This window comes from Bacillus sp. LR--39, from assembly GCF_053613335.1.
This window is the reverse complement of record NZ_JBSIOT010001326.1, coordinates 1-572: the sequence shown is the minus strand read 5'-3', so window position 1 is coordinate 572 and position 572 is coordinate 1. Positions and strand designations below refer to the sequence as shown.

1 protein-coding gene is annotated in these 572 nt (G+C 41.6%); it reads right to left on the bottom strand.

The window, feature by feature from the left end; genetic code table 11:
- A partial coding sequence (gene dgk / locus ACWHAR_RS30275; RefSeq protein ID WP_452088831.1) for a deoxyguanosine kinase occupies positions 1-572 on the bottom strand: 572 nt, incomplete at both ends.

Sequence of the window (572 nt, the reverse complement as noted above, 5' to 3'; positions counted from 1 at the left end):
CGGCAATGCGTTCAAAGTCGCTCTTATTCAAAACGAAATCCTTTGAATCACCATCTACGGTTAACACTGTAAGTTCAGGGTCTGCTTCCTGCAGCTGCTTGATGGCGACTTCATAATCTGAAATCAGCTGCTCCAAATAGCTAGTTTCAATTTTTTTCTCAAAGGGGCGCCCGCGTTTTTCAATGCGGTGTAGCAACGTAGGCAGACTGGCCTTTATGTAAATGATGAAATTCGGCTTTGGCAGATCATCCGTTAGCAGGTGATAAATCTTTTTGTATTTTTCCAGCTGATGTGGAGACAAGGTGCGTTCCGCAAAAATCACATTTTTATAAATATGATAATCAGCTATTACAGGCTGTCCCTTTTTTAAAAAGTGATCACTGGTGTCTTCAAGCTGTTTGTATCTGTGACAAAGAAAAAACATCTCGAGCTGGAAGCTCCATTCCTCTATATTGTCATAAAACTTATCAAGGTACGGGTTATCCTCTACAATCTCATTGATCATAGGGAATCCGAACTCTTGTGAGAGCATCGTTGCGAGAGTTGTTTTTCCTGCCCCGATAGGACCTTCT